This is a genomic window from Haloarcula sp. S1AR25-4 (genome assembly GCF_031624555.1).
GTDB lineage: Archaea > Halobacteriota > Halobacteria > Halobacteriales > Haloarculaceae > Haloarcula > Haloarcula pellucida.
Window position 1 is genome coordinate 1261865 of record NZ_JAMQOR010000001.1, and the last position, 23349, is coordinate 1285213.

Below are 23349 nucleotides of genomic sequence, written 5' to 3' on the forward strand. Positions count from 1 at the left end.
GGTCACGCGGTCTCACCGCCCGACTGGCCGCTGTCGTCGAGCGACGCCGGCGGCGCCGCGTCGACGGCCTCGTGAAAGGCCGCCTCCAGCCCCGGCTCGCGGACCGCGAACCGCTCGACGTCGTAGTCCGGCCCCAATCCGCAGACGAGGTCGTAGGCGGCGGCTGGCAGACAGTCGGCCTCGACGACCGTACCGGCCCGGGTGACCGACCCCGTCGCGCCCTGCCGCCGGAGATGACTGGCCGCGTCCTCGGCGGCCGTCAGGGTCGACAGCGTCAACCGGACGGTCACCGCGTCGCCGGCGGCACAGCGGAGCGACTCGACCGGCCCCGCGACTGCCACGTCGCCGTCGACGACGACGGCGGCGTCCGTACAGAGGCGCTCTATCTCCGAGAGCGCGTGGGAGGCGAAGACGATGGTCACGTCCGTCTCGTTCGAGAGGGATTCGATGACCTCGTGGAACGCCCGGATGCCCTCCGGGTCCAGCCCGGCGGTCGGCTCGTCGAGGACGAGTATCTCCGGGCGGCCGACCAGCGCCGTACCGAGTCCGAGCCGGCGGTTCATCCCGTTGGAGTAGCCGCCCACCCGCCGGTCGGCAGCGGTGGTTAGCCCAACCGTGTCCAGCACCCGTTCGACGTGGTGCTCGCGGCGCTCGGCCGGCGTCGACCGGACCCGCGCGTGAAAGCGGAGTATCTCCCGGCCGGTGAGGTTCGGTGGGAAGCCGGCGTCCTCCGGGAGATACCGGACCCGCCCGCGGACGGCCGTCTCGGTCGGGTCGCCGCCGGCGACCGTCACCTCGCCGGAATCGGGCCGGTTCAGCCCGGCCAGCAGTTTGAACAGCGTCGTCTTGCCGGCACCGTTGGTGCCGAACACGCCGAGGGTGGTGCCCCGGTCGACGGACAGCGAGAGCCCGTCGAGGGCCTGTACCTCCCCGTAGGCCTTCGATACGTCGTCGATGTCAATCACGCTCATAGTACGTCCTCCAGTTCTCGTGTGGCGGCTCGGTTAGCGGGCGGGCGTCGACGACCCCGGGCGACTCGACGACCGGGACCGACGACTGGGCCAGCCTGACGGCGTCAAAGGCCGGGCTGCTGGCGAACACCCGCGTCGCGGGCTGTCTCGCGGTCAGTTGCTGGACGGCGCCGGCGGGCTGGTACCGGGTGTCGCTGACGCCGTCGTCGTCGACGTCGGTCGGGGTCGCGCCCGACCAGTAGTTGCCCTGACTCTCGTTCCAGTACACCTGCTCGGACAGCACCGCCAGGACGGCCCGGTCGTTCCTGACGAAACTGTTGCCGTAGACGGTCTCTTCGGTGCTGCCGGCGGAGATGTGGACGCCCACGTCGTTGCCCACGACGAGGTTGTCCGCTATCTCGTTGCTGACGGAGTTGTAGACGAACAGCCCGTTCTCGTTGCCGACGAGGTGGTTCCCGCGTATCTCCGTCGCGTCGATGCTCTTGACGAGGATGCCGTGGCCGGACTGACCGGTGTTGTTGACCGCGACGTTGCCGACGATTTCGAGGTGCTTCGAGACCATCAGCGCGTAGCCCGCGTCGTTGTCGAAGGCGGTGTTGTTCCGCAGCACGCAGTCGTCGGAGTACATGTAGTGGACCCCGTAGCGGAGGTCCCACATCGTGTTGTTCGCCGCGACGACGTCTTTCGCCCAGTTGTAGTAGATGCCGTCCCGGACCGTCGTGATGTGGTTGCCCCGGACGACGACGTCCTCGGACTTCCATATCTGGACGCCGTTGCCTCGGGCGGTGAGTGGCGTCACCGCCTCGCGGCCGACGACGGTGTTGTCGAGGATGCGAGCGTCGCTGGCGTCGTTGAGCCAGATGCCGAAGGTCATCGCCGTCACGCGACTGTCCCGAACCGTCACCCCGCTTGCGTTGACGTAGATGGCGGCGTCGTTGTCGGCGGCGCTGTAGCCGCTGTTGCGCACCCAGAGGTCCCGCACGGTCACGCCGGACGCTTCGACGGCCAGCACCGTCCCCTCGCCACGGCCGTCTAGCAGCGCCGTGCCGGCACCGCTGCCCGCGAGCGTGACGTTCGGCGTGTCGACGACGACCGTCTCGTCGAACCGCCCGTCGAGGCGGACGGTCTCGCCCCGGTCGGCGGCGTCGACCGCGGCCTGCAGGCTCTCGTAGGTCTCCCCGTCGACCGTCGCCGTCCCGTCGGTCGTCGGCGCGGTGAACCCGTCGGTGTCGGGCACCTCGGGGTCGAACGCGAGGTCCCCGGCCGGCTGCTTGCTCCCGCTCGCGGCGACGGTGAGCACCGACAGGACCACCAGTACGGCCGTCGCGAGCGCGAAGGCCCGTTCGAGACGCTCCCGTGGCATCGTCAGCGGTCCCCCGTGTCGGCGTCGGTCGTCGGTCCGGTCGGCTCCTCGGCCCCGGTCCCCCGGTCGAGGAGTCGCTCGACGCGTCTACGGACCCGGCCCGGCAGTTCACGGACCGTCACCGGTTCGTCGCGGTAGAACAACGCCACGGCCAACAGGAAAACGGCGACCATCGCCATGTACGCGCCCGGCCCGAACCGGGAGACGCTGGTGATGTTGGCGACGCTGTAACGACCCCACAGCGGCGGCGTGAACCCGCTGACGCCCATCACGGGCGCGTCGGGGTCGAGCGTGTGGCCGGCCTGCCAGAGGCGGTACTGGATGTCCGCGACCAGCACGCCGAAGACGGCGACGGTACCGACGAACTGGTAGGTAAGCCCCCGCTTTAGCTTCTCGGTCGTGGGGGCGACGGCGACGAACACCGACAGCAGCGAGACGGCCACGAAGGCGACCGGCCCCAGCGACCACTCCGGCACGTCGATGGCCCGCTCCTGAACCGGGAAGTTCGGCTCGACGAACACCGGGTCGGGGTAGTAGAACCCGATGTAGTGGTTCAGCCGGGCCATCTCGGTGAAGTCGCCGGTGAGATGCGGGTAGGCGTAGAGCTGAACGTGCAACACCGTGTTGGGGTACTGGACCGCCTGGACGCTGATGCGCCACATCGGGAACGCCAGCGCGGCGACGAACAGCACCGCCGCTACGACCGGCAGGCCGCGCCGGACCTCACGAAAGTCGTCGAGGGTGGGTCGTTGCATGGCTAGTCACCTCCGTGATCGGGGTCGCTCACCCCTCGGTCGGTTCGACGAGCATCCTGCTGCGCATCTCCAGGTGCAGGGCGCTACAGAAGAACGTACAGTAGATCCAGTACACCCCGGGTTCGTCAGCGGTGAACGTGACCTCGCGCGTGTCCTGTGGCGCCACGGCGTAGTTGATGTCGTGTTCGGGGATGGCGACGCCGTGGATGATGTCCTGGATGCCCTCGATGTTGGTCGTCGTCAGGCGGACCTCGTCGCCCTCCTGAACGGTGAAGTCGGGGAGGCCGTACTCCGAGCGCTTGGTCGTCATCTTGACGTGGACGCTGTTCTCGCCGGTGCGTTCGACGCCGGAGGCTTCCTCGGTGATGTACGTCTCCTCGTAGTCCTCGGGGTCGTACACCTTCTTGGCGTCTATCTTGTCCTTGTGAGCGAAGACACAGTCGTGGGGTTCGGGGTAGGCCGGGTGGTCGGCGACCAGTTCCATCTCCTTTTCGCCCTGCCCGATGTGGATGAGCTGGTCGTTGTCGGGCATGATGGGGCCGACCGGGAGGAAGCGGTCCTTCGAGAGCTTGTTCAAGCTCACGAGCCACTCCCCGTCGGGGTCGGTCGTCATCGCCTCGAGCGCCTGAATGTGGCCGGGGTTGTAGTGGACGTCCTGGCGCTCGATGATCGGCTCCTCGGAGCCCTCCTCGGCCTCGACGGCCGCCTCGATGTCCCACTTGACCGCCTGAGAGTCGATGAACAGCGACGTGTAGGCGTGGCCGTTGCCGTCGAAGGTCGTATGCAGCGGCCCGAGGCCCACGCGGGGTCGGCCGACGACCGCGTCGGCGGGATCCTCGACCTCCGGCAGTTTGTTGAGGTCGATGATGGTGACCGTCGGCGAGAGCTTCCCGGCGACCATCGCGTAGTCGCCGTTCGGTTCGACCTCGACGCAGTGGGGGCTCTTCGGCGTCGGGATGTACTTCACTATCGGCCGGTCGCCCTGATTGAGCGGGCTCTCCTTCGTGCCGTCGACGATGGGGATGCCGTTGACCTCCTCGTAGTTGCCGTTCTCGACGGCCTGCTCGATGGCGGGGATGTCGAAGGCCTTCACGTCGTCGCGGTCGTCGCGGGTCATCCCCTGGATGGAGGTGGCCTCCTCGCTGTTGTACGCGGAGGCGATGACCCACCGCCCCTTCTTACCCGAGTCGTTGATGTCGAGGTTGCCGTCGACCTTGACCTGCCACTGGGTCTCCATCGACTCGGGGTCGACGGCGGCAAACAGCGCCGTGTAGCTATCGGGATCGTCGAGGTCGCGCCCGTCGTTCGGGAGCGGCGCGCGGAACTCCCCGTTGCCGAAGACGTACTTCGTGTCCGGCGACAGCACCGTACAGCCGTGGATGGCCTGCATGTTCGGGACGTCCGTGATGGCGTCCGTCTCGAAGTACGTCAGGTTCACCCGGGCGATGCGCCCGTTGGCCTTGTCGTTGACGTAGAGGTACTCGCCGTCGTAGTCGCCGTCGGTCTCCGAGAGGTTCGGGTGGTGGTTGTCACCCCACGAGTAGCCACCGCTGTCCTCGAGCAGTTGCTTCGTATCGTCGGTGTAGCCGTAGCCGCTCGCACAGTCGGTGTTGAACACCGGGATGCGGGTCAGTTCCCGCATCGAGGGGATACCGATGACCCGGAGTTCCCCGGAGTGACCGCCCGACCAGAAGCCGTAGTACTCGTCGTGTTCGCCGGGCGCGACGGAGTGGTCGACCCCGCCACCGCCGGACTCGGTCGCCTGCCCGCCACCGCCGCCGTTGAGGCTGGAACAGCCGGCGACGGCTCCCATCGCGCCGGCCGCCACGCCAGCCTTCACGAAGTCCCGGCGGTTGAGCGAGAGGCCGGGGAGGCCAAGCGAGACGCCCCCGTCATCGTCCGGCTCGGGCGCGTCGACGTCCGAGAGGACGCTGTCGAGGGCCTCCTCGTACTCGTCGACGACGTCCGTCGGGTCGCGGACCTCGGCAGTGTCGTCGTGCATAACTCACACCACCTTGATGGACCCGACCATCCCGTTCATCTCGTGAGGGATGCAGTAGTACTCGTAGGTACCGGTCGTCTCCAGCGTGACCTCGTAGCTCTCGCCCGCAGGGACGTTGCCGCCCTGACTCTCACCGTAGCCGTCTTTCGCCGCCTGCTCGGAGTCGAACTCGCCCGAAGCGAAGTAGTCGGCCCCGTCGGGAATCTTGTCCTCGTAGGCCGTCACCGTGTGCCCGATGCTGCCGACGTTCTCGAAGGTGATCGTCGTCCCGGCTTCGACCTGTATCTGCTTGGGTTCGTAGGCCAGTTCGTCGGTCATCTCCACGGTACTGGTCTGGGTCCACTCGTCGCCGCTGCCGCCGTCGCCGCTGCCGCCGTCGTCGCCGGTCGACTCCGTGGTGTCGGAGTCGCCGCCGCTGGACCCGCCGCCGGAAGAGCACCCGGCGAGCGACGCGCCGACGGCCGTCACCGCAAGTCCACGCACGAACGTTCTACGCGAAGTCATGGTAGCTCACACCACCACCTCCCGGCAGGAACCACATATAAGGAAAACCGCGTTCCCGAGCGTCGGGGCCGTCCCCGAACACGTTCGTTGCGGTCACCACCCCCCGACTTGCCACGCCGTCCAGAGACCGTCGGTCCCCTCGTCAGGAACGGACAGGTTCAAGCGCGCCCTGCCTGTACGCGGGTGTATGTACGACCGCGTCAAGGGTTTTCGCGACTTCTATCCCGAGGAGATGGCGGCGCGCCGGTGGGCCATGGACACCATCGAGGACGTGGCCAAGCGCTACGGCTTCCGGGAGATCGGGACGCCCGCGCTCGAACCGACGGAGATGTACACGGACAAGAGCGGCGAGGAGATCGTCGAGGAACTGTACAGCTTCGAAGACAAGGGCGGCCGCAGCGTCGCGCTGACGCCGGAACTCACCCCGACCGTCGCCCGGATGTTCGTCGAGAAGCAACAGGCCCTCTCGAAACCGGTCAAGTGGGTCTCGACACGCCCGTTCTGGCGCTACGAACAGGTCCAGCAGGGCCGCTTCCGCGAGTTCTACCAGACCAACGTCGACATCTTCGGCTCCTCTGACCCCGCCGCCGACGCCGAGGTGCTGGCCGTCGCCGTCGACATGCTCACCGACCTCGGTCTCACGGACGAGGACTTCCAGATTCGGGTCTCCCATCGCGACATCCTCGCCGGCCTGCTCGACTCCTTCGACGCCGAGGTGGACACCCGCGAGGCCATCCGCGCCGTCGACAAGCGCGCGAAAGTCGACCGCGAGGCGTACCTCGATGCGCTCGTCGAGGCCGGTCTGAGCTACGGGCAAGCGGACTCCTTCGACGAGATGCTTCAGGTCGAGGCCGACGAACTGGACTCGCTGGCCGACATCACCGGCTCCGAGGCCGTCGCCGAGGCCACCCAGAACCTCCGGGCCGTCCTCGACGCCGCGGCGGACTTCGGGGTGCGAGACCACCTCACGCTGTCGCTGACGACCGCTCGGGGACTGGACTACTACACGGGCGTCGTCTTCGAGTGCTTCGACTCGACGGGCGAGGTCTCCCGGTCGGTGTTCGGCGGCGGCCGCTACGACGACCTCATCGAAGGGTTCGGCGGCCAACCGACCCCAGCCGTCGGGTTCGCGCCGGGTCACGCGACGCTGCAACTCCTCTGTCAGCGGGCCGGTGTCTGGCCCGAGGAAGGACTGTCGACGGACTACTACGTCCTGCAGGTGGGCGAGACGCGGGCGACGGCCGCCCGGATCACGCGCGACCTGCGCGAGAAGGGCCACGTCGTCGAGACGGACGTCGCCGGCCGCTCGTTCGGCGCGCAGATGGGCTACGCCGACGAGATAAACGCCGAGACGGTGGTCATCGTCGGCGAACAGGACCTCGCGAACGACGAGGTGACGCTCAAAGAGATGGACGAAGGCGAACAGGTAGCCGTCCCCGTCGACGAGTTCCCCGGCGAGTACGACCGCCCCACCTTCCAGGACTTCGCGGACGAGTGAGCCACCGCACCAGCGAGCAACACCGTACTCCCCGTCGGAATCCGCGGACGTGCCCGTCGAACGCGAGGTCGGTGTCACCGACCTCGTCTAACGTGGCGGCGAAGCCGCCACGCGCCCCGGGATGCCGAACGGGATGTAAGAGACGCCCTCGCTGATGCTCTTGGCCTCCGCCGTGGATGGCCGTGACATACCCGTCGGACGACGCGAACCGCAAAAATCTGGTGTCCGTCGACGCTGCTGTCAGCGAACCGATTCGAGCAGGAGGCGCTGTTCGACCCGCTTGACCTCGTGCTGGACGTCGCGAACGGCGTCGATGTTCGCGGAGATGGAGGTGACGCCCTCGTCGACGAGGAACTGGACCATCTCCGGTTTCGAGGCGGCCTGCCCGCAGATGCTCGTGGCCACGTCGTAGTCGCGGCAGGTACCGATGACCTGTCCCATCAGGTCCAGCACGGCGGGGTGGAGTTCGTCGAAGCGGTCGGCGACGTTGCCGTTGTTGCGGTCGACGGCGAGCGTGTACTGGGTGAGGTCGTTCGTCCCGAAGGAGACGAAGTCGAGTCCCGTCTCACACAGGTCCTCGATGCACAGCGCGCTGGCGGGCGTCTCGACCATCACGCCCCAGTCGCGCTTCTCGGGGTCGATACCGACCTCCCGCATCAGCGACTTCGCACGGAGGACGTCCTCGGCGTCGGTGACCAGTGGCAGCATCAACTCGACGTTGTCGTAGCCGAGTTCGTAGAGGCGCTCGAACGCCCGGAGTTCGAGTTTGAACTCGCCGGGGCGGTCCAGCGAGCGCCGGATACCGCGGTAGCCGAGCATCGGGTTGTGCTCGCTGGGTTCGTCCTCGCCGCCCTGTAACTGCCGGAACTCGTCGGAGGGGGCATCGAGCGTGCGTACGCGTACCGGCCGCGGGTAGAACGCCTCGGCGACGCTCCGTACCCCTTCGACGATCTCCTCGATGTAGGCCCGTTCGCCGTGGTCCTCGACGTAGCGGGCCGGCGTCTTGTCCGTCGAGAGGATCATGTGCTCGATGCGGAGCAACCCGACGCCGTCGGCACCCGTCGCGGCGGCCCGCTCCGCGGCCTCCGGAATCGAGACGTTGACCTTCACCTCGGTACCGGTCATGGGCTTGACCGGCGAGTGTTGCTGGTCGACCTCGGGCGTGGCCAGTTCCGACTGCTCGTCGTCGGCCTCGTCTATCTCGGTCCCCTGTTCGACGGTCCCCATGTCGCCGTCGATGGTGACTATCTGGCCGTCTCGGAGTCGTTCGGTGGCGTCGTCGGCCCCGACGACGGCGGGGACGCCGAGTTCGCGGGAGACGATGGCCGCGTGGCTCGTCATCCCCCCTTGGTCCGTGACGATGCCGGCGGCGCGTTTCATCGCGGGCACCATGTCCGGCGTGGTCATCTCCGTGACGATGATGTCGCCCTCCTCGACCTTATCGAGGTTGTCCAGTTTCGTCACGATGCGGACCTCGCCGGTCACCTTTCCGGGGCTGGACCCGATACCGGATAGCCGCACGTCGTCGGACTGGCTCTGCATCGACCCGCCGTCGGCGACGCCGGTGCTCTCGGAACTCTCGCCGGACGTCCCGGCGTCGACGCCCTCGTCGATGGTCGTTATCGGCCGGGACTGGAGGACGTACACCTCGCCCTCGTAGATGGCCCACTCCACGTCCTGTGGGGTGCCGTAGTGGTCCTCGACGCGGTCGCCGACCTCGACGAGGCGGTGGATCTCCTCGGGCGAGAGGACGCGTTCGTTTCGCTTCTCCTCGGGAACCGACCGCTCGACCGTCTCGCCGTCCTCGCCGCGGACGCACATCACCTTCTTGTCGGCGACGGTGACCTCCTCTATCTCCTCGGTCGCGCGGTCGACGACGTAGTTGTCCGGCGAGACGGCGCCGGAGACGACCGCTTCGCCGAGGCCCCACGCGGCTTCGAGGATGGCCGTGTCCGCGCCGGTCGAGGGGTGACTCGTGAACATGACGCCGGACTTCTCGGCGTCGACCATCTGCTGGACGACGACGGCGATGTCCACCACGTCGTGGTCGAACCCCTGCTCGTTGCGGTAGTAGATCGCCCGCTGGGTGAACAGCGACGCCCAGCACTCCTTGACGCGCCGGAGGAGGTCCGCCCGGGAGACGTTGAGGTAGGTGTCCTGTTGGCCGGCAAAGGAGGCGTCGGGGAGGTCCTCGGCCGTCGCCGAGGACCGCACCGCCACGTCCTCGTCACCCATCTCGTCGTAGGCCGCGAGCAGGTCCTCCCGAACCGATTCCGGCGCGTCGGTTTCGAGGATGAGTTCCTGTGCTTGCTCGGCCGCCTCCGCGAGGGCGTGCGAGTCGTCACTGTCGACGTCGACCACCGAGAACAACTCGTCGTCGATACCGGTTGCTTCGATGAACGACCGGTACGTGTCGGCGGTGACGACGAACGCCGACGGGACGGGTAGTCCCGCCGCGGTCAGTTCTCCGAGAGACGCCGCCTTGCCGCCGACCCGCGCTAGGTCGTCGGCACCGATTTCGTCGAGCCACAATGTAGGCATTGACTCATGTGCTGGTTCATGAACGACTGTTATGGACTTTCCGGTGCCGGCATCAACCGGGGGTCGTTCACTCGAATCCGAGCGAACTACACTTCGAGAATCTCGTCGTCCACGTCGACCACAGGCACCGTCAGTGACCCGTCGAGCGTCGTTACGGCCCGCCCACCGACCCACACTTCGAGTCCGTCCGTGTCGACTTTTACCGTGCCCGGCCGGTCGAGAAAGTGCCCCTGTTCGACGACCACCTGTTCGACGGTACTGTCGATAGCACCGTACCGGCGGATGTACGCCCCGCAGGCCCCGGCGGCGGTGCCGGTCACCGGGTCCTCGGTGATACCCGCTCGCGGCGCGAACGCCCGTCCGTGGAGCGTCGACTGACCGCCGATAGTGTCGAACGTGAAGGCGTACACCCCCATCGCGTCGACCGATTCACAGAGCGACTCGATGGCCGACGGGTTCGGGTCGGCGCCGCTGAGATGCTGGAAGTAGTTGACCGGCACCAGTAGCCACGGGAACCCCGTGTCGCCGACGGCCAGTGGGAGGTCCGCGCCGACGTCCTGTAACGTCGCCACGTCGACGCCGAGAGCGTCGGCCACCTCGTCGAGCGCGCAGTCGACCTCACGAATGTCGGCCTCGCCTTGCTCCATCCACACCGTCCCGTCCGCCTTCGTCTCGACGTCGAGGACGCCGCGTTCGGTCGCCATCGTGTGTTGGCCGGCCTCGACGGCGCCGCGTTCGAAGAGGGCGGCGTGAGCCGCGATAGTCGCGTGCCCGCAGAGGTCGACCTCCTGTTCGGGCGTGAAATAGCGGAGTCGGCGGTCGGCGTCCTCGCTGTCGAGGACGAACGCCGTCTCGCTAGCGCCCAGTTCGCCGGCGATAGCCCGCATCTGGTCGTCGGTCAGTCCGTTCGCGTCCGGCACCACCCCGGCCGGGTTGCCCGCCATCGGTTCCGCGGCGAACGCGTCGACGAGCAAGGCCTGTCGCGTCTCCATGGCACCGTGTTGTGGGACCCCGCGGATAACAGTTCGTGCTACCCGACGCGATTACAGCCACGTCACATGGTAACAAACGACGAACGGTTAAGCGGTTCCTCCGCGAAGTGTAGATCGTATGACGATACTGGAACCGCTCGCGTTCGAAACCGAGTCGGACAGGCGCATCTACCAGTTCGTCGACCGACACGGCGCTCCCGCGCTGGACGAGGTGCGAGACGCCGTCGACGTCCCCGACGACGAGTTCGACGAGCGTCTCGACTACCTCCAAGACCGGGGGTACGTCGAACGGCAAGACGGGACGGTGGAACTCGGGGTGGACGCCGGGGCCGAGAGGGAGTACGAGACGCCGGACGTCACGTACGTCGTCCGGCCGGCCCGCGAGGAGGACTTCGAGTCGCTCGTCGACACGATCCGGACCGTCACCGACCGGCAGACGTACGTCATCGGCGAGAACCTCGTCGAGGAGTTACAGTACGAGAACACCGTCACGCGCCACAACACCGTCTGGTCGCGATTGTTCTTCGTGGCTACCGTCGACGACTACATCGTCGGGTGGTCACACCTCACCCTGCCACAGACGGAGAAACTGCAGGGGACCGCCGAACTGACGCTCGGCGTGCGCAGGGACTACCGCGGCTACGGTATCGGCGAGCGCCTGCTGAACCGGGCGCTGGACTGGGCGGAAGCCCACGGCTACTGGAAGGTGTACAACAGCCTCGCGCGCACCAACGGCAACGCCATCACGTTCCTCGAACGGCACGGCTGGGAGCGCGAGGCGGTCCGGAAGAAACACTACCTGCTCGGCGAGAAGCGCGTCGACGAGGTGATGCTGGCGTACACGTTCTGAAACCGTTAAGGCCGCCCGTCCACGCCCTCCTGTATGGGCGAGCTACCGGAGGAGTTCCCGTGTACCATCACCAACTGGGAGTACATCTACGGGTTGTGCCGCGACGTGGCCGACGACGTGAAGGCCGCCGACTTCGAGCCAGACGTAGTCGTCGCGCTCGCGCGTGGCGGCTGGTTCGCCGGCCGCTGTCTGTGTGACTTCCTCGGGCTGGACGACCTCGCGAGCCTGAAAGTCGAACACTACGTCGGCACCGCCCAGCAGGGCGACGAACCCGAAGTCCGGTACCCGCTTGCCGACGGCGCCGTCGAGGGCAAGGACGTCCTCGTCGTCGACGACATCGCCGACACCGGCCAGTCCATCGAGACGGCCGCCGAGTGCGTGCGCGACCGGAACCCAAACAGCGTGCGGACGGCGACGCTCCAGTTGCTCCAGACCAGTGAGCACGAACCGGCGTTCGTCGGCGAACGGTTAGACGAGTGGGCGTGGGTCGTCTACCCGTGGAACTTCGTCGAGGACATGATAGAACTCCTCGCCGGCGTCATGAGAAAGAGCGACCAGCAGGTCCACACCGAAGACGACGTACGCAGACTCCTCCGGAAGTACCACGACGTGAGCCACACCGAGATGGAGATAGCCCAGCCCGACCGGTTCGACGAGGTGATGGCCGAGATGGTGCGCCGGGACGTGGCCGTCGCTACCGACGACGGCTGGCGACTCAGCGACGGCTAAAACGGGCCGTTCTGCAACGGGAATCGGTCTCAGTGACGGCGGCGGCCGTCGTCACGCACGTACTCCAGCGCGGAGACGAGTTTCTCGGTGTCGACGCGGCCCTCCGACTCTTCGAGGCGCTCGCGTATCTTCGTCGGAGTCATGTTCAGTGTTACCATACGCCCCGGCCCGGCATAGTTCTTTCTCTTTCCCCAACACGTCTGCGCCAAACCGGTTTCAGGGGCTCTCGGAATCTTCCTCGACCGGGATACTGACCGACTCGCGGTCGTCTTCGTGTGCCATCTCGGCCAGCGTGTATCCGACCGCGTACCCCGTCGACCCACCGACGAGACCGCCGATACCGGCCCCGACCGGCCCGCCGCCGGCACCGACCACCGCGCCGAGGAACCCGCCGACCGTCGCCGACCGTTCGGCCGCCCGCTCCGGGTCGTCAGTCGCACAGGTGTCGTGAGACATACGCGGCCGTTCGGCCGGGACGACCGAAATAGTTTCGTGCCCAACAGTTTCTTCGGACCGCCTCGCGTCTAGGTCAGTATGTCACGGACTGCCGTCGTCGCCGGCGTCGGCCCCGGCCTCGGCGCATCGCTCGCCCGTCGGTTCGTCGCAGAGGACTGCCGCGTCGGCCTGTTCGCACGCTCTGAGGACTACGTCACCGACCTCGCCGACGACATCGGGGAGCGAGCCATCGCCGTCCCGACGGACGTCACGGACCCCGAGGCCGTCGCCGAAGGGTTCGAGCGCGTTCGGGAGGCGTTTGGCCCCGTCGACGTCCTCGTCAACCACGCCAGCGGCGGCGCGTGGAAGGGCCTGCAAGACATCTCCGACGACGAGTTCGCCCACGCACTCGACGTGGGGCCGACGGGCGGCCTCCACTGTTCGCGGGAGGCCGTCGCCGACATGCTCGACACCGACGGCGGGACGGTCATCTTCACCGGCGCGACCTCCGCGGTCCGCGGCCGCGGGGGTGCCATCGGCTTCAGCGCCGCGAAGTTCGCCGTCCGCGGGATGGCCGAGTCGATGGCCCGCGAACTCGGCCCGGAGGGTATCCACGTCGCACACGTCGTCGTCGACGGCCAGATTCTCGGCCCGGACGCCCCCGCCGCCGACCGCGACGCCGAGGAGTACCTCGACCCCGACGAGATAGCGGCGTCGTACTGGCATCTGGTCGAGCAGGACCGCTCGGCGTGGACGCTCGAACTCGACTTGCGGCCCCACGTCGAGTCGTTCTAGTCGTCGCTGGGCCGTTCGACGGTCCGCTCCTCGTGGAGTTCTATCCACTCCCGGAGTGGCTGTCGGATGCCGTCGACAGTGATGGTCACGTCGCCGTCGAACCGCCACCGCGCGCGCGGTGCGTCGTCGCCGAAGCGTATCGGCACGTCCACCTCCAGATTCTCGACTGACACCGCAAGCGTGTCCTCCCGGTCGACCGTCTCGTCGAGGAGGCGCTCTACCGCCGCACGGAGTTCCTCGAAGTCGGGTTCGGGAACTCCCGCTGACTCGCTCATATCACCGTGTTCACGCCCCCGCCTATTTCGTGTTTCCCCGGCCTCGGGGGTGCCACCCAACAGGCATACCTGCCCGGCCCCTCCCGGAGCCAACGACGGAGTTTCCGACGCCGTACCACATCGGCGGCCGCTACTACGTCGAGGACATCGCCGTCGGTCGGTACCCCGACGGGGAGACGGTCCGGGACTGTGCTGGCTGTCAGGGCTACGTCTACGACGGCCCGTGGCACGTCGTCACCCGCGTGGCTCCGACCGGTCACGTAGCGGAACCCGCGGAGTCTTACCGACCCAGCCGATAGTGACCCCATGGAGCAGCGCACGGGTCGGTTCCGGGTCTATCGGGTCGTCGAGTCCGTCCCGCACAGCAACTTCTTCGATACTGACGCCACGCGCCTGTACACGGTGTACCAGTCGGGCTACGGCGAGCGGCAGGCACGCATCGACTCGCTGCGGACTGGCGACCTCGTCGAAGCGACGCTGGCCGGCAACCCGGACGACTCCGAGGAGGCGTGGTCCATCCAGTCCGTAGAGCGGGTCGGTGGCGTCCGGATGTCCTTCGCCGTCGACGCCGAGATGCCCGCCCTCGCCGAAGAACTCTGGTCCGAGGGACAGCGCCACCCGAGCAGTATCGTCATCGAAGAAGACGGGACGCCGGTCGCGGAACTGCACGTCCAACCCCGCGACCCGCTCCCCGGTGGGTCGTTCGTCCCGAGCGTCCTCACCGGCCTCGTCCCGATGGAGGGGACGCTCTCGGTCCTCCCGTCTATCGGTGGCCCCGCGACCCACGCCCTCTTTCTGGACCCCGACCCACCCGACGCCGACCGCTACTCGCGCCCGTTCGGCGTCGTCGTCCTGTTCGGCGAGGACGCCGACGCGGTGCTGACAGAGTGGCACGACCGCTACGACGTCGACCCCGAGAGCGATTCGCGGCCGACGTACGACCCGTACGGCATCTGAGCGCAGTCACAGCGAGATGGCGATCGGGACCGGGACGAAACACAGCAGGCCGAGGACGAGCGTCAGCACGCCGATGGCCTGCCGCTTCGGCCCGACGGCCGTCTCGTCAAGCGGCGTCACCGAGCCGACGCGGCCGAAGACCAGCGTCAGCACGCCCCAAAAGCCCCACAGCGCCGCCGCGTCGCCGTTCTCGAAGACGAACAGGTAGCCCGCCAGTCCGAACAGCACCACCGGCACGGCCGTCTGGACGGCCGACATCCGCTCGCCGAGCAGCGACCGGGTGACGTGTGCGCCGTCGAGTTGCCCGACCGGGAGCAGGTTCAGGAACGTGACGAACGCGCCGACCCACGCCCCGATGACGACGGGGTTCGGGATGACCGCGGGGTTCGAGTAGACGACCTGTTCGCCCATGAGCGCCGCGATACCGCGAATCAACAGCGGGTAGCCGAGTTCTATCTGGGTTGCGACGCCGCCGGTGACCCGAATCGGGTCCATCGTCACGCCGACGGCCGTGACCACGACTGTGGCGGCGAGACCGGCGAGCGGTCCGGCGACGCCGATGTCGAACAGCGCGTCCCTGTCCGGCATGTTGTCGTTCATCCGGATGACGGCGCCGAGCGTCCCGATGACGTTGAACGGCAACGGGATGAAGTACGGCAGACTGGCCTGCACCTCGTGGTACCGGGAGAGCGCGTAGTGGCCGAACTCGTGGACGGCGAGAATGCCAAGCACCGCGGCCGCGAACGGCCACGCCTGCACGATGACGGTCGGGTCGTCGGCGAGAGAGAGCCCGTACCACCGGCTCCCCGCGTACAGCGTCGAGAGCAGCGTCGCCACCGCCAGCACGACGTTCAGCCACGGGACGCCGTCGACCCCCAGCGACCGCTCGCTCGCCACGAGGACGTGTTCGCCCGTCTCGCGCTGGAGTCGGACGCGGTAGCCGCGCTTGCGGAACGTCGGACCCACCCGACGGAGTACCTGCTCGGACTCGGTCTGTGGCTCGCCGTAGTAGCGCACGCCGTCCTCCGCGTCGGGGTCTATCTCGTAGACGCGAAAGGCGTCGGCCAGTCGCTCGGGGTCCGGAAGCTCCGTCGGCGACGACTGCTGTGCCATTGTACACAGTAGGGACTCGACCCGTTTGAACCTGTTTGCCAGCCGGACGGATGCGAACGGACGGCCGGCGCGCCAGTTAGTCCGCCAGTGCTTCCTCGGACCCGCTGACCGCGTTGGGGTCTCGAATCCAGAGGTCGCCGAACACGTCGTCCTGCTGGAGGACGACCTGTCCACGGTGGGCCAGAAACAGCAGGCCGAGGAACGTCTCGACGCGCGACCCGCCCGCGTGTTCGACCTCCTTGTACAGCACCTCGTCGCGGCCCTGGTCGTACTGCTCGCGGACCGCCGCGTACACGTCGTCGATGATGTCGTCTATCTGCTCGGCGTGGGCGGTGCCGGTCACGTCGGCGGCCGACGGCTCGTCGTCCATCCGCATGTCGTCGGCGCTCCGGTAGTCCAGTTCCTGGGTCCCGCGCTGGAACCCGCTGGGCGATCCGCTGGTGTCGTACTCGCGGGACTCCTTCCACCACGAGTCCCGCTCGGCGTCCCGCAGGTCCCGGACGAGTTCGTCGAGCGTCTGGGGCATCCCGCGGGCCCGGCGGCGTTCGAGTCGCCGGTCCATCTCCGACTCCAGCGCCGAGAACGGGTCCGGTTCCTCGATGGGAGCGTCCTCGGTCATCGCCTGCTCCCACGGCTCCGCCGGCGGGTCCTCCGGCTCGTCCTCGCCGAGCATCGCGTCGCTTTTCATCCGAACGAGGACGGAGGCGTAGAACAGCGCCCGCCCGCCGGTTCGCAGGTCACTCTCGTCGATACGGGCGAGGAACTTGTCGGTGACCTCCACCACGTCGATGTCCCACGGGTCGATTTCGCCGTCGTCGGCCAGTTGGACGAGCACCTCGACGGGTTCGGCGGCGTCGTCGCCGTCATCGTCGCCGTCCGAATCGCCCGCCTCGTTCAGTAACTCGATGTCCTCCGGCGGGTCCGCCGTCTCTTCGGGGTCGTCCGATCCGTCCCCGAACAGCGACGACCCCGAGTCGCCGGGTCGTTCGCGGTCTTGCGGGTCGGTCCCCTCCCCGCGCGACTGTTTCGAGCCGCCACGCGGCTCGCGGTCTTCGTGACCCGTGATGTCCAGCGGGATGTCGTCGTCAGTCATGGCAGTACACCGCCTCGATCGCGGGTCTCACCGCTCGCGTTTCCGAGGGCCCTCCCTCGCTAGTCATCGCTCACCACCGCCTCGCTCGCGGGTCACTTCGTTCACCGCTCGCGCTTCCGAGGGCCCTCCCTCGCGTTGCTCGGTCGGCCCCTCGCTAGTCATCCGCCACCGCCTCCTCCTCCTCCTCGTCCGGCCCCTCACCTGAGAGGTCGATACCGGTCACGGCGCTCACGTTGTCGCCCTGCATCATCACGCCGATGGCCCGTTCCGAGCGTTCCAGCAGGGCCGAGCGGTGCGAGACGACGACGAACTGGGCGTCGCCGGCGAGTTCGTCGACCATCTCGCCGACGAGGTCGGCGTTGGCCGCATCGAGGAAGGCGTCCACCTCGTCCAGCGCGTAGAACGGCGCGGGGTTGTGCCGCTGGATGGCGAAGATAAAGGCCAGCGCCGTCAGGGACTTCTCGCCGCCCGACATCGCCGCCAGCCGCTGGATGGGCTTGTCGCCGGGTTGGGCCTTCATCGTCAGGCCGCCCTCGAATGGGTCGTCTTCGTTCTCCAGATGGAGGTGCCCGGTCCCGCTGGAGAGGCGCTCGAAGATGTCCTGGAACTGGTCGTTTATCTCGTCGAACGACTCCATGAACGTCTCCTTCTTGCGGGCCTCGTAGGTGTCGATGCGGTCCCGGATGCCCTCGGCCTCCTCGACTAACGTCTCCTTCTGGTCCTCTAAGTCCGCGAGATCGTCGGCCACGCGGTCGTACTCCTCGATGGCGCGCATGTTGACCGGTTCCAGCGCCTCCATCTCGCCGGTGAGCCGTTCGATTTCGGCCTCGACGGTGTCGTGGTCGGGGACGTCCTCGGGGTCGTAGTCGTCGACCTGCGCCTCGAGTTCGTCTATCTCCCACTCCAGCCGTTCGCGTTCCTCCGTCTCGTCCTCTAGGTCACGTTCGACGTCGGTGACCTTCGACTGCTGTTCGTCGCGGGCCTCCTTCGCGTCCTGGAGGTCCTCACGCAGGTCCTCGCGCTCGCCTTTCAGGTCGGCGAGTTCGTCCTCTAAGTCCGCGACTTCCTGCTCTTTCTCGGCTTTCAGTTCCCGCTTCGCCTCGACCTGTGCTTCCAGGTCGGCGATGCGCTCTTCCTTCTCGGCCTTGCGGTTCTGGGCGGTCTCGATGTCGTCGTGGAGGTCCTCGATGGCGTCCTCGGCGTACTGCTTCTCCAGTTGGAGTTCGTTGAGCTGGGCGTCGAGGTCGTCGAGGCGGTCCTCCAGCGTGTCTATCTCGCTCTCGATGGCCTCGCGTTCGTCGGTGAGGTCGGGCAGGTCCGAATCCTGTACCTCGGCCTCTAGCTCCTCGATGTCGGCCTCGATATCGGTGATCGCCTCGTTCTTGGCCTCGATGTCGGCCTCCAGTTCGTCCATCTCGTCGGCGACCGACTCGCGGTCGGCAGCGATGTCTTCGAGGGCAGATTCGAGCGTCTCGATTCGCTCGCGAGTCTCTTCGAGTTGGGTCTCCTTGCGCTCGATGCTCGTCTCGATGTCCCGGACCTGTTCGGTCGCGTCGGATTCACGGTCGCGGGCGTCGTCGAGTCGGTCCTCGACGTCCCGCAAGTCGTCGCGCACGTCCGCGCGTTCGTCCTCCAGTTCGTTGATGCGCTTGGCGACGCGTTCGAGTTTCCCGGCGCCGCCGGAGAACGAATACCGGGTCCCCGAGGAGGACCCGCCGGTCATGGCGCCCGATTTCTCGACGAGGTCGCCGTCCAGCGTCACCATGCGGTACTCGCCCATCAGGTCGCGGGCGGTGTCCATGCTGTCGACGACCACGGTGTCGCCCAGCACGTACGAGAAGATGCCCGCGTACTCGGGGTCGAAGTCCACGAGGTTGTACGCGAAGTCGACCACGCCGTCGGCGCTGGGCAGCGACGGGAGCGAGCGGTTCTGCATCTGCGTGATGGGCAGGAACGTCGCCCGCCCGGCGTTGCGCGCCTTGAGGTACTCGATGCAGGACTGCCCGACGCCGTCGTCGTCCACGACGACGTGGGCGAGTCGCCCGCCGGCGGCCGTCTCACAGGCCGTCGCGTACTCGGGGTCGACGCCACCCAACTGCCCGACGGTGCCGTGGACGCCGCTTCGATCGGCGTTCAGGATGGCCGTCACCGCTCGGCCGTACGAGGAGTCCCCGTCCTCGCCGGCCTTCGCTTCGAGTTGAGCGTACTCCTGCTGTTTGGCGCTGATCTCGTCTTCGAGGTCGTCTAAGTCCGACTGGAGTTCCCGCTTCTCGGCACGCAGGTCGTCGACCACCTCACCGATGGTGGCCTTGTTCTTCTCGGCTTTCTCCAGTTCCGTCTCTAAGTCCTCGATGTCGGCTTCGAGGTCGGGAATCTCCGCCTCGGCCTCCTCGATGGCGGCCCGCTTCTCGTCTTCCTCGTTGGAGCGGCGGCGGGCCTCGTCCAGCAAGCGGTCCTGCTCTCGCTGGAGGTCGTTCCGTTCGCTCTTCAGTTGCTCTAGCGTGTCGCGTTTCGCTTCGAGTTCGTCCTTTATCTCCTCGAACTCCTCGCCGATGTCGTCGATGCGCTGCTGGACGTCGGCGAGCGAGGCCTCCTTCTCGGCGATCTCGGCCTTGACGTTCGACTTCTCGACTTTCGTCTCGCGGACGTCCGACTCGAGGTCGTCGATGGTTTCCTGCTTGCGGTCTATCTGGACGAACGCCTGTCTGCGCTCGTTCTCGGCGTCCTCGACGGCCTCCTCTGCGGTCGCTATCTTGTCTTCCAGCCGCGAGATGTCGCCCTTGATCTCCTCGATGTCGCGCTTGATCGCGAGTTGTTCGTCCTCGCCTTTGCGCTCTATCTCCTGATTGAGTTCGTGGAGTTCGTCTTCGAGGCGAACGACCTTCCCCTGTCGCGAGTCCAGTTCTGCCTGAAGCTCCGCGAGTTCGGCCTCCAACTCGGCGATGCGGTCCTCGACGGCGTCGAGTTCCTCGCGCTTGTCTTCGAGTTCTGCGGCCTTGCGGTACCCCTCGTACTCCTCCTTTTCTTCGCGGAGCGACTGGTACTCCAGTGCCGTCTCGCGTTCGTCCTCCAGTTGGTCGAGACGGGTCTGTTTCTCCTCGATTCGCAGTTCCGCCTCGTCGATGCGCTCTTCGACGACGTCCAGTTCCTCGAAGGCGTCGGCCTTCTTCTGGTCGAACTGGGCGACGCCGGCTATCTCGTCGATAATCTCTCGACGAGACCCGGGCGTCATGTTGATTATCTCGGTGACGTCGCCCTGCATCACGACGTTGTACCCTTCGGGCGTGACGCCCGCTTGGGCGAGCAAGTCCTGAATGTCCGAGAGGTTGACCGAGCGGCCGTTGATGTAGTAGTACGAGTAGTAGTTGTCCTCGGTCTCTTTCACCCGGCGCTTGATCGAGATCTCGTCGACGTCACCGACGTCTTCGGTGCCGGCGGCGTTGACGACCTGTGCGCGTTCGAGGGTCCGGTCCTCGTTGGCGAGGATGACCTCGACGCTGGCCTGCCGGTCGCCAGAGACGTCGACGTCCTCGTCCGCGTGGCCGGGGTTGTAGATGAGGTCGGTGAGTTTCTCGGCGCGGATGCCCGAGGTGCGGGCGAGTCCGAGCGCAAAGAGGACGGCGTCGATGATGTTCGACTTCCCGGAGCCGTTCGGGCCGCTGATGGTAGTGAAATCTTCGTAGAACGGGATGCGAGTCTTCCGCCCGAAGCTCTTGAAGTTGTCGAGGACGAGCTCTTTGATATGCATGCGGTAGTTGGCCGTCTCCTACGCGACGATGATGTCGGACCCGGAGTCCTCCTCGGACTCCGACTCGGACGCGGCCTCGGCCTCCTTGTCGGTGTCGTCGGTGGCCTCCGTGTTAGGTGTGTCGGCCTCCGGCGTCAGAATCTCCTCCTCGTTGGTCGTGGTCTCCTCGGACGCTACGGCTTCGTTCCGGGCGCTGCCGTTGTGGGCGTCAGCCCCGAAGCCGCTGTCCTCGTCGACTGTGTTCTCCAGTTCGCGGAGGCGGACCTTACACTCGACGAGTTCGTCGGTCAGCCCCTCGACCGAAGCCTGCAGTTCCTGAACCTGCTCTTCTAGTTCCTCGACGCGGTTGCCGCACATATCACAATCCCAGCCACGCTATCGTCATAAACTTACGTCAGACATTGGCAGTGGATCTGATACGTCGGACCGAACGCCCAACGCTGCCGTAGGGCCCTCGGTAGCGGTGTCGACGGGGGACTGTCGCCTCGGTCGGAGTCCAATGTTCGAACGGCTGATAGTGACCGACGAGAGAGGTGGCCGCGGAGACAGTTGCTCGAATCGGCCCGTCGCCCGAGCGGTGCGCGGCCCGTCCGCGACGCCGTCCGGTCGAACCCCCTATCGTTATATGTAGCTCAGTCTAAACTTCACGTTGGGCTACCATGGTATCAGTTAGCGAATTACAAGAGATGTACGTCGACATGGTGACGGCCCGCCATTACGAAGAGCGGTTGCAGGAGGAGTATCTGGAGGGGAAACAGCCAGCGTTCGACATCTCGGCCGGACCGATTCCCGGCGAGTTACACCTCGCCGCCGGTCACGAGGCGGCGGCCGCCGGCGTCTGTCAACACCTTCGGGACGACGACGCGGTGACGGCGACGCACAGACCGCACCACGTCGCCATCGCGAAGGGCGTCGACCTAGAGCGGATGACCGCCGAGATATTCGGCCGCGAGACGGGCCTCGGCAAGGGGAAGGGCGGCCACATGCACCTGTTCGACCCCGACGTCAACTTCGCGTGTAGTGGCATCATCGCGGAGGGGTGCCCACCGGCGGCCGGTGCGGGACTCGCCGCGAAGAAACGCAACACCGACAGCGTCGCCGTCGCCTACCTCGGCGAGGGGGCCATCGACCAGGGGGCGTTCCTGGAGTCGCTGAACTTCGCGGCGGTCCACGACCTGCCGGTCGTCTTCGTCATCGAGGACAATGACTGGGCCATCAGCATGCCCAAGGACCGCGTCACGGACGTCGAGAACGGAGCCCAGCGGGCCGGTGGGTTCGACATGCCGGGCGTCCGCGTCGACCACGACGACGCCGTCGCTATCTACGACGCCGCAAAAGAGGCCATCGGCCGCGCCCGCGACCGGAACGGGCCGACGCTCATCGAGGTGCAGGTCCACCGGCGGATGGGCCACTTCATGGGCGACCCCGAGAGCTACCGCCCGGAGGAAGACCAAGAGGCGGCCGCCGAGCGAGACAGCATCGCCCGACTGGAAGCCGACCTGCAGGCACACGGCGTCGACGAGGAGGCGATAGCGGAGATGCGGGACGACGCGCACGAACGCGTCGAGGACGCCATCGAGTTCGCGAAAGACCAGCCGGAACCGGACCCGAGCGCGGCACACGAAGATATGTTCGTCAATCCACCGAGCGGCGTGACAGACACGGAACCGGAGTACGACCTCGCGGGGGGTGACGACTGATGGCACAGAAAGAACACTCGAAGGTAATCGAACGCGAACTGACCATGAGCAGGGCGATGGTCGAGGCCATCGCCCACGAGATGCGCGAGAACGAGGAGGTGTTCTACATGGGCGAGGACGTCGCCGACTACGGCGGCATCTTCGACTCCACGCAGGGCCTCTTAGACGAGTTCGGCTACGACCGCATCATGGACGTCCCCATCAGCGAGACGGCCTACCTCGGCGCGGCCGTCGGCGCCGCACAGGAGGGGATGCGGCCCATCGCCGAACTGATGTTCGTCGACTTCTTCGGCGTCGCGATGGACCAGATATACAACCAGATGGCGAAGAACACGTACATGAGCGGCGGCAACGTGAGCGTTCCGCTCGTGTTGACGGCCGCCGTCGGCGGCACCTACAACGACGCCGCCCAGCACTCCCAGACGCTGTACGGGACCTTCGCGCACGTGCCCGGGCTGAAGGTCGTCGTGCCGTCGACGGCCTACGACGCGAAGGGCCTGATGCACAACGCCATCCGGGACGACGACCCGGTGATGTACATGTTCCACAAGCGCCTGATGGGCATCGGGTGGCTCCCGGCCCCCGACGGGCCGAAGACCCCCGTCCCCGAGGAGGACTACACCATCCCCTTCGGGAGTGCCGACGTGAAACGCGAGGGCGACGACGTGACCATCGTCACCCTCGGCCTGCACGTCCACCGGGCGCTGGAGGCGGCCGAGTCGCTGGCCGACGACGGCGTCAGTGCGGAGGTGGTCGACCTGCGGTCGCTGGTCCCACTCGACACCGACACCGTCGTCGAGTCCGTCGAGAAGACCGGGAACCTCGTGGTCGTCGACGAGGACTACCGCTCGTTCGGCGTGACCGGCGAAATCGTCGCCAGCGTCGCCGAGGAGAACCTCGGTGCGCTGGACAACGTCGAGCGTCTCGCCATCCCGGACGTGCCGATTCCGTACTCGCGGCCGCTGGAGAACGAAGTCGTCCCCGACGTGGACGATATCGAAGCGGCGGTCGAACGGACCCAGTGACCG

The 23349-nt window shown here is 67.0% G+C and carries 21 protein-coding genes; 8 read left to right on the forward strand and 13 right to left on the reverse strand.

Annotated features, from left to right (window positions below; all coding sequences use genetic code 11):
- Window positions 1-2: 2 nt before the first annotated feature.
- The 5 genes from NDI85_RS06655 to NDI85_RS06675 are packed head-to-tail and all read right to left on the reverse strand — an operon-like array spanning window position 3 to window position 5595.
- Window positions 3-971 carry an ABC transporter ATP-binding protein gene (locus NDI85_RS06655; protein WP_310915312.1) on the reverse strand — a complete coding sequence of 323 codons (969 nt, stop codon included), beginning with the start codon at window positions 969-971 and terminating at the stop codon, window positions 3-5.
- Window positions 958-2334, reverse strand: a complete 1377-nt coding sequence (gene nosD, locus NDI85_RS06660; protein WP_188993546.1) for a nitrous oxide reductase family maturation protein NosD — start codon at window positions 2332-2334, stop codon at window positions 958-960. The genes NDI85_RS06655 and nosD overlap by 14 nt, the downstream gene beginning before the upstream one ends.
- A 2-nt stretch (window positions 2335-2336) precedes the next feature.
- A complete protein-coding gene (locus NDI85_RS06665) occupies window positions 2337-3089 on the reverse strand; it encodes a hypothetical protein (RefSeq protein WP_310915313.1) in 753 nt (250 codons plus the stop codon).
- A 28-nt stretch (window positions 3090-3117) separates the two neighbouring features.
- Window positions 3118-5091, reverse strand: a complete 1974-nt coding sequence (nosZ, locus tag NDI85_RS06670) for a TAT-dependent nitrous-oxide reductase (RefSeq protein WP_310915314.1) — start codon at window positions 5089-5091, stop codon at window positions 3118-3120.
- Window positions 5092-5094: 3 nt separating this feature from the next.
- The gene (locus NDI85_RS06675) at window positions 5095-5595 is read right to left on the reverse strand and encodes a plastocyanin/azurin family copper-binding protein (RefSeq protein ID WP_310915315.1); all 501 of its coding nucleotides are present in this window, start codon (window positions 5593-5595) and stop codon (window positions 5095-5097) included.
- A gap of 187 nt (window positions 5596-5782) precedes the next feature.
- On the opposite strand from NDI85_RS06675, the gene hisS reads away from it, so the two are divergent.
- A complete protein-coding gene (hisS, locus tag NDI85_RS06680) occupies window positions 5783-7093 on the forward strand; it encodes a histidine--tRNA ligase (RefSeq protein ID WP_310915316.1) in 1311 nt (436 codons plus the stop codon).
- A gap of 240 nt (window positions 7094-7333) precedes the next feature.
- On the opposite strand, the gene ppsA is transcribed toward hisS, so the two are convergent.
- The gene (gene ppsA / locus NDI85_RS06685; protein WP_188993537.1) at window positions 7334-9634 is read right to left on the reverse strand and encodes a phosphoenolpyruvate synthase; all 2301 of its coding nucleotides are present in this window, start codon (window positions 9632-9634) and stop codon (window positions 7334-7336) included.
- A gap of 86 nt (window positions 9635-9720) precedes the next feature.
- On the reverse strand, window positions 9721-10626 hold the full coding sequence (locus NDI85_RS06690; protein WP_188993535.1) for a PhzF family phenazine biosynthesis protein: 906 nt from the start codon (window positions 10624-10626) through the stop codon (window positions 9721-9723).
- A gap of 118 nt (window positions 10627-10744) precedes the next feature.
- On the opposite strand from NDI85_RS06690, the gene NDI85_RS06695 reads away from it, so the two are divergent.
- Both NDI85_RS06695 and NDI85_RS06700 read left to right on the forward strand, forming a co-directional pair.
- On the forward strand, window positions 10745-11476 hold the full coding sequence (locus NDI85_RS06695; RefSeq protein ID WP_310915317.1) for a GNAT family N-acetyltransferase: 732 nt from the start codon (window positions 10745-10747) through the stop codon (window positions 11474-11476).
- Window positions 11477-11509: 33 nt separating this feature from the next.
- Complete coding sequence (locus NDI85_RS06700) at window positions 11510-12205, forward strand: phosphoribosyltransferase (RefSeq protein ID WP_188993531.1); 696 nt, start codon at window positions 11510-11512, stop codon at window positions 12203-12205.
- Between the two features lie 216 nt (window positions 12206-12421).
- Here the strand turns inward: NDI85_RS06700 and NDI85_RS06705 are convergent, their stop codons facing one another.
- Window positions 12422-12661, reverse strand: a complete 240-nt coding sequence (locus NDI85_RS06705) for a hypothetical protein (RefSeq protein ID WP_310915318.1) — start codon at window positions 12659-12661, stop codon at window positions 12422-12424.
- A gap of 78 nt (window positions 12662-12739) precedes the next feature.
- On the opposite strand from NDI85_RS06705, the gene NDI85_RS06710 reads away from it, so the two are divergent.
- Window positions 12740-13435: an SDR family NAD(P)-dependent oxidoreductase gene (locus NDI85_RS06710; RefSeq protein ID WP_310915319.1), complete on the forward strand. Its 696-nt coding sequence runs from the start codon at window positions 12740-12742 to the stop codon at window positions 13433-13435.
- Here the strand turns inward: NDI85_RS06710 and NDI85_RS06715 are convergent.
- On the reverse strand, window positions 13432-13710 hold the full coding sequence (locus NDI85_RS06715; RefSeq protein WP_310915320.1) for a hypothetical protein: 279 nt from the start codon (window positions 13708-13710) through the stop codon (window positions 13432-13434). The genes NDI85_RS06710 and NDI85_RS06715 overlap by 4 nt on opposite strands.
- Before the next feature lie 29 nt (window positions 13711-13739).
- On the opposite strand from NDI85_RS06715, the gene NDI85_RS06720 reads away from it, so the two are divergent.
- The gene (locus tag NDI85_RS06720) at window positions 13740-14009 is read left to right on the forward strand and encodes a hypothetical protein (RefSeq protein WP_310915321.1); all 270 of its coding nucleotides are present in this window, start codon (window positions 13740-13742) and stop codon (window positions 14007-14009) included.
- A 7-nt stretch (window positions 14010-14016) separates the two neighbouring features.
- Complete coding sequence (locus NDI85_RS06725) at window positions 14017-14667, forward strand: hypothetical protein (RefSeq protein ID WP_310915322.1); 651 nt, start codon at window positions 14017-14019, stop codon at window positions 14665-14667.
- Between the two features lie 6 nt (window positions 14668-14673).
- Here the strand turns inward: NDI85_RS06725 and NDI85_RS06730 are convergent, their stop codons facing one another.
- From NDI85_RS06730 to NDI85_RS06745, 4 genes are all read right to left on the reverse strand, one after another.
- Window positions 14674-15780, reverse strand: a complete 1107-nt coding sequence (locus tag NDI85_RS06730; protein ID WP_310915323.1) for a site-2 protease family protein — start codon at window positions 15778-15780, stop codon at window positions 14674-14676.
- Between the two features lie 76 nt (window positions 15781-15856).
- The gene (locus NDI85_RS06735; protein ID WP_396275504.1) at window positions 15857-16873 is read right to left on the reverse strand and encodes a segregation/condensation protein A; all 1017 of its coding nucleotides are present in this window, start codon (window positions 16871-16873) and stop codon (window positions 15857-15859) included.
- Between the two features lie 154 nt (window positions 16874-17027).
- A complete protein-coding gene (gene smc, locus NDI85_RS06740) occupies window positions 17028-20621 on the reverse strand; it encodes a chromosome segregation protein SMC (protein WP_310915325.1) in 3594 nt (1197 codons plus the stop codon).
- 18 nt (window positions 20622-20639) lie between these two features.
- On the reverse strand, window positions 20640-20978 hold the full coding sequence (locus NDI85_RS06745) for a hypothetical protein (protein WP_188993514.1): 339 nt from the start codon (window positions 20976-20978) through the stop codon (window positions 20640-20642).
- 329 nt (window positions 20979-21307) lie between these two features.
- Between NDI85_RS06745 and NDI85_RS06750 the strand changes: the two genes are divergently transcribed.
- Window positions 21308-22321, forward strand: a complete 1014-nt coding sequence (locus NDI85_RS06750; RefSeq protein WP_396275519.1) for a thiamine pyrophosphate-dependent dehydrogenase E1 component subunit alpha — start codon at window positions 21308-21310, stop codon at window positions 22319-22321.
- Window positions 22321-23346: an alpha-ketoacid dehydrogenase subunit beta gene (locus NDI85_RS06755; RefSeq protein ID WP_310915327.1), complete on the forward strand. Its 1026-nt coding sequence runs from the start codon at window positions 22321-22323 to the stop codon at window positions 23344-23346. Before NDI85_RS06750 ends, NDI85_RS06755 begins: the two co-directional genes overlap by 1 nt.
- Window positions 23347-23349: the final 3 nt, after the last annotated feature.